The sequence below is a fragment of the Polaromonas sp. genome, assembly GCF_030682935.1.
Lineage (GTDB): Bacteria > Pseudomonadota > Gammaproteobacteria > Burkholderiales > Burkholderiaceae_C > Polaromonas.
The window spans coordinates 1-4,695 of record NZ_JAUXNA010000050.1 but is presented as its reverse complement, the minus strand read 5'-3'; the positions used below and the strand labels follow the sequence as shown (position 1 = coordinate 4,695).

General features: G+C 62.0%; 6 protein-coding genes and 1 pseudogene. 1 reads left to right on the top strand and 6 read right to left on the bottom strand.

Annotated elements, in window-relative coordinates; all coding sequences use genetic code 11:
• The 5 genes and pseudogenes from glnQ to Q8K05_RS01750 form a co-directional block, all read right to left on the bottom strand.
• Window positions 1–146, bottom strand: a pseudogene (gene glnQ / locus Q8K05_RS01770) (glutamine ABC transporter ATP-binding protein GlnQ); the annotation flags it as partial.
• Between the two features lie 18 nt (window positions 147–164).
• Window positions 165–971: a transporter substrate-binding domain-containing protein gene (locus tag Q8K05_RS01765; protein WP_305244828.1), complete on the bottom strand. Its 807-nt coding sequence runs from the start codon at window positions 969–971 to the stop codon at window positions 165–167.
• A 53-nt stretch (window positions 972–1,024) separates the two neighbouring features.
• Window positions 1,025–1,678 carry an amino acid ABC transporter permease gene (locus Q8K05_RS01760; protein ID WP_305244827.1) on the bottom strand — a complete coding sequence of 218 codons (654 nt, stop codon included), beginning with the start codon at window positions 1,676–1,678 and terminating at the stop codon, window positions 1,025–1,027.
• Window positions 1,678–2,349: an amino acid ABC transporter permease gene (locus tag Q8K05_RS01755; protein ID WP_305244826.1), complete on the bottom strand. Its 672-nt coding sequence runs from the start codon at window positions 2,347–2,349 to the stop codon at window positions 1,678–1,680. The genes Q8K05_RS01760 and Q8K05_RS01755 overlap by 1 nt, the downstream gene beginning before the upstream one ends.
• Window positions 2,350–2,532: 183 nt before the next feature.
• On the bottom strand, window positions 2,533–3,612 hold the full coding sequence (locus Q8K05_RS01750; protein ID WP_305244825.1) for a LacI family DNA-binding transcriptional regulator: 1,080 nt from the start codon (window positions 3,610–3,612) through the stop codon (window positions 2,533–2,535).
• A 312-nt stretch (window positions 3,613–3,924) separates the two neighbouring features.
• Here Q8K05_RS01750 and Q8K05_RS01745 point away from each other — a divergent pair, with 312 nt between their 5' ends.
• Window positions 3,925–4,242 carry a hypothetical protein gene (locus Q8K05_RS01745; RefSeq protein ID WP_305244824.1) on the top strand — a complete coding sequence of 106 codons (318 nt, stop codon included), beginning with the start codon at window positions 3,925–3,927 and terminating at the stop codon, window positions 4,240–4,242.
• A 160-nt stretch (window positions 4,243–4,402) separates the two neighbouring features.
• Here the strand turns inward: Q8K05_RS01745 and Q8K05_RS01740 are convergent.
• Window positions 4,403–4,695: sulfurtransferase (locus Q8K05_RS01740; RefSeq protein ID WP_305244823.1), on the bottom strand; the 293-nt coding region annotated here is incomplete at its 5' end.

Genomic DNA, 4,695 nt, shown 5'->3' with positions numbered 1-4,695 from the left:
ACCACAATGCGTTCCCCGGCCGCCACGCTCAGGTTGATGTCGGTCAGCACCTGGAACTTGCCGAACCACTTGTCCACCGCTTCGATGCGGATGATGGGCTCGGCGCCAGCGGCCAATGCGCTTGAGGATTGCATGGTGTCTGTCATGAAAGCAATTTCCCGGATTTATTGCATTTTCGGCAGGTCGGTTTCCAGCCATTTTCGGTACAGCTTGTTGAGCTCGCCGTTGGCGGTGTTGCGGGCCACGAAATCGTCCACCGTCGTCAGCAGTTCGGCCTGGCCGGGGCGCATGGCCACGGCCATGACCTGCTGGCGCAGCAAAAACTTGTTTTCGTAAGTGTTGGCAGGGGCGCGCTTGTCGATCTGCGCGGCCACCGTGGTCGAGCAGCCGATGGCATCGACCTGGCCCGACATCAATGCCTGCATGGCCGATGCGTCGTCGTCGAAGCGGCGGATCTCGGTGCCCTCGGGGGCGATGGCGGTCAGGGCCACGTCCTGGGTGCTGGCGCGTGCGACGCCGACGCGTTTGCCTTTCAGGTCGGCTGCGCCCTTGATGCTGGCTTTTTTGTCACCATACAAAACAATGCTGGCGGCGGCATAGGGCTTGGAGAACTGGACCTGCTTGGCGCGCTCGGGTGTCACGGCTAGCGAGGCGACCAGCAGGTCCACCTTGTTGGTCAGCAGGAACGGAATGCGGTTGGGGCCGGTCACGGGCACCAGGTTGAGCTTGACGCCCAGGTCCTTGGCCATCAGGCGGGCCACATCGGCGTCGTAGCCGTCAGGCTGGTTGCTGCTGTTCATGGTGCCGTAAGGGGGGAAGTCAACCAGCATGCCAATGGTCAACTCGCCTTTCTTTTTGATGTCGGCCACCGTCTGTGCGCTGGCGGCGGGAACCCACGCAGACAGGGTGGCGGCCAGGCCCAGAGCCAGGGCGGTGCCCGTGAATACACGGCGTTGCAGATGCTTGATCATGGTGAGTCTCCGGTTGGTGGTGAAAAAAGACAGGGTGAAGGTGGTGCGCGGGCTTAGCGTGCAAGCGCCGCGGCATGCCGGCGTTCCATGCGCGCGGCCAGAAAAGACAGGGGCCAGCACAGCGCAAAATAGATGGCCGCGACCACGCTGAACACGATGAGCGGCTGGAAGGTGGCGTTGTTGATGATCTGCCCGGCGCGGGTGATTTCGGCAAAGCCGATGATGGCCGCGAGCGAGGTGCCCTTGATGATCTGCACCATGTAGCCGACGGTGGGCGCCAGCGCGATTTTGAAGGCCTGCGGCAATATGACGTCGCGCATGCGTGCGATGTAGGACAGGCTGAGCGCCTGCGCCGCTTCGAGTTGGCCGGCCGGAATCGCCTGAATGCAGCCGCGCCAGATTTCACCGAGGAAGGCGCTGCTGTTAAGAATGAGTGCCACGCCCGCCGCCACCCAGGGGTTGATCTCAAAGCCCAGCACCGGCGCGCCAAAGAAGACCAGAAACAGCTGCAGCAGCAGCGGTGTGCCCTGGAAAATCTGGATGAAGGCCCCCGACAGCCACCGTGCCACGGGGCTGTCCGAGGTACGGCTCAGTGCAATGACCAAGCCGCCGATGGCGCCCCCAATGAAGGCAATCATCGACAGCGCCACGGTCCACTTGGCCGCTTCGAGGATGAACAGGAACTCAGGAAGGCCGAAGGTACGCATTAGCGACGGTCCGGGTAGTTGAGGCTAATCCGGAAGATGGCCCGGAACAGCGCTGAAAACGAAAGCGCCAGGAGCAGGTAGATCCCGGCGACGACGATGTAAATCTCAAAACTGCGAAAGGTTTGCGACTGCAGGTTGGCAGCAACCGAGGTCAGGTCGTCCGCTGAAATGGCCGACACCACGGCGGAGCTGAGCATGAGCAAAATGAACTGGCTGGTGAGTGCCGGGTACACGGCGCGCAGCGCGGGTTTCAAAATCACAAAGCGGAATATTTCGTAGCGCTTGAGGTTGAGCGCCAGGCCCGCTTCTATCTGGCCTTTGGGTATGGATTCGATCCCGGCGCGGATGATTTCGGTGGCGTAGGCGCCCAGGTTCACCACCATCGCGGTGAGCGCCGCGGTGTAGGCCGACCAGCGCAAACCCAGCGCGGGCAGCGCAAAAAAGAAAAAGAACAGCTGCACCAGAAACGGCGTGTTGCGGATCAGTTCGATGTAGGCGTTGATCAGGAAGCGCAAGGGTTTTGGGCCAGCGGTTTTGCCCCAGGCACACAGGATGGCCACCACCAGCCCGATCAGCATGGCCAGTATCGACAGCTGGAGGGTGCTCCAGGTGCCTTTGAGAAGCAGCGGCCAGGCTGCAAAGACGTCACCGAATTGAAATGTGTAGTTCATGGAAGGGTGTCGGTGCCGGGACAGGCGCAAGCACTTGTGAATCACTGTTGCGGGTACAAAATTTCCTGAGGCTTTGGGTTCCGTGAAACTTTTTAGATAAGCGCTGAAACCGGTTTCATAGAATTATAAAAGCATCAATGCATGCCCTGTAATCATGGAAAACCCTAGGGTCTGCCCTGGGTCTTAAGGTGTGGGAACGGATGAGCCGCGCGGCACCAGCCGGCCGGACAGCAGTATCTGGCGCGGCGGCAGGTCCAGCCCTTTGAGTCGCTCGATCAGGCAGCCGGCGGCGAGCCGTCCCAGCTCGTCGGTGGGCTGGGCGATGGTGCTCAGGCCCGGGCCCACATAAGGCGACCATTCGGTTTCGTCAAACCCCACCAGCCCCAGGTCGGCGCCAAAACGCCAGCCCAGACGCGCCATGGCCGCCACCACCCGCAAGGTGACCACGGCGTTGCTGGTGATCACGCCGGGCCGGCGCTTGCCGGCGCGCTGGCGCAAGCTGCGCAGCGCGTTGTCCAGCCCTTCGGTATCTTCCTCCGTGGCTTCGAACGTGCGGCCTTGAAGGCCGGGCGTGCTATCCGTGTGCGTGGCAGACTCGCTGATAAAGCTGCGAAATGCGGCTTCGCGCTCCAGGCGTGAGCTCACGTCCCTGATAGGCTCCGAGACAAACAGCAGCTCGCGGTAGCCCGCCTCCACCAAATGGCTGGCGCCCAGGCGTACGGCACCGACGTTGTCGAGCGAGACAAAGTCGGCCTGCATGTCGCTATGGCGTCGGTCCACCAGTACCACCGGCTTGCCGTGGCGCGCGGCATCTGCGGCCGCACCGGCATCACGGCCCAGCGTGTTCAGGATCAAGCCTTCCACCTGATAAGCCGTGAGTGCTTTGATGGCTTCACTTTCGCGCCGGCTGTCGTTGCCGAGGTTGAAGAGCATGAGCAGGTAGCCGGCTTCCTGGCAGGCTTTTTCGGCACCGCGCAGCACGGCCACCGAAAAGGGATTGCTCACGTCGGCCACGACCAGGCCAATCAGCCGCGAGCGGCCCCGCTTGAGCGCCTGCGCCATCGGACTCGGACTGTAGGCCAGCGCGGCGATGGCGACTTCGACCCGCGTTGCAATGTCTGTGGTGAGCAGCGTCTCGCGGTGGTTCAGGAAGCGGGATACGGTGGCCTTGGAAACGCCGGCTTCACGCGCCACATCCGCAATGGTGGTGCGGGTGGCAGGAAGGGCAAGAGTCGATGAGCGCTTGGGGGTTTTGGCGGGCATGTGAAGGCACAGGGATAAAACAAGATCGCGTTACTTTTGTAGCGGATGGCTGAAACCAGTTTCAGTAAATGGTAGCACCACTCTTTTCGTGTAGGGCTAAAACTGGAATGATGCTATTTTTATAGCAGCTTGCGACCGTCTCTATTGCGCCAGAGCCAGATTGCATTGAAACCAGCGCCAGGCCCTTGCAGCCTGCTGTCAGTCAGCGTCTTACAGAAGCAGTGCCTGGCGGCCTATAAACGTTCTATGAGGCGCGCAGGAAGATCGGCTTGGCCCCACAAATTCCCCACCGACACGAAAGGCAATCCCGCCATGAATCCGAACGTTTCACCCGCTTCGGCCCCAGAACTTCTTTTTGCGTCCCTGCCCGCACAGACGTCGGGCAAAGACATTTCCACCGAGCCCGCGCACCTCAACACGGCCAAAGAGCAGCCTGGGCATGGCGCGACATCCGCTCCGGTACCGCCCCAGCAATTCCCTGCCAATGAGGAGCCAGAATTACGCCTGGAGCCCGACTTGCCCTCGGATGGTCGGGACGAGGAGGGCGAAGCCATGATCCGGGATTTGCCTCAACGGCCTGAACTGTCAGAGCCGCCCAGCCAGCCCAGTCCGGCCAGCATCAAACCCTGAAAAAATGCCATGGCCACCAATCCCGACGAACCCATGGGCGTACCGGCGGGCGCGGCACCATGGGCTCGGGCATGACAGCGCCTGCGACGGGAGCCAGTGCCCCCAACAACCAAGTTGTGCTGACCTGAGTTGTCCCGAGGGCGGACCGGTCTTTGGCCGTTCAGCCCTGCGCCACCGGCCGGCTCGGGTCGCTGCACCAGTCGCTCCAGCTTCCGGCATAAAGTGCCGTGGGACCCAAACCCGCTACCTCCATGGCGATCAGGTTGGGCACGGCACTGACGCCGCTACCGCAGTGGTGCACCACGGAGGCTGGATCGCGCCCGCCCAGCAGAGCTTCAAATTCGGCTCTGAGTTGCGTTGAGGGCTTGAATTTGCCATCGGGGCCCAGATTCTGGCTGAATGGGCGGTTCAATGCGCCGGGGATGTGGCCGGCCACCGGGTCCAGCGGCTCCA

What these genes read in the sequence shown, in the direction of transcription:
- Q8K05_RS01760 (WP_305244827.1), bottom strand. Translation starts at nt 1,678, where the DNA reads ATGCGTACCTTCGGCCTTCCTGAGTTCCTGTTCATCCTCGAAGCGGCC.
- Q8K05_RS01750 (WP_305244825.1), bottom strand. Translation starts at nt 3,612, where the DNA reads ATGCCCGCCAAAACCCCCAAGCGCTCATCGACTCTTGCCCTTCCTGCC.
- Q8K05_RS01765 (WP_305244828.1), bottom strand. Translation starts at nt 971, where the DNA reads ATGATCAAGCATCTGCAACGCCGTGTATTCACGGGCACCGCCCTGGCT.
- Q8K05_RS01745 (WP_305244824.1), top strand. Translation starts at nt 3,925, where the DNA reads ATGAATCCGAACGTTTCACCCGCTTCGGCCCCAGAACTTCTTTTTGCG.
- Q8K05_RS01755 (WP_305244826.1), bottom strand. Translation starts at nt 2,349, where the DNA reads ATGAACTACACATTTCAATTCGGTGACGTCTTTGCAGCCTGGCCGCTG.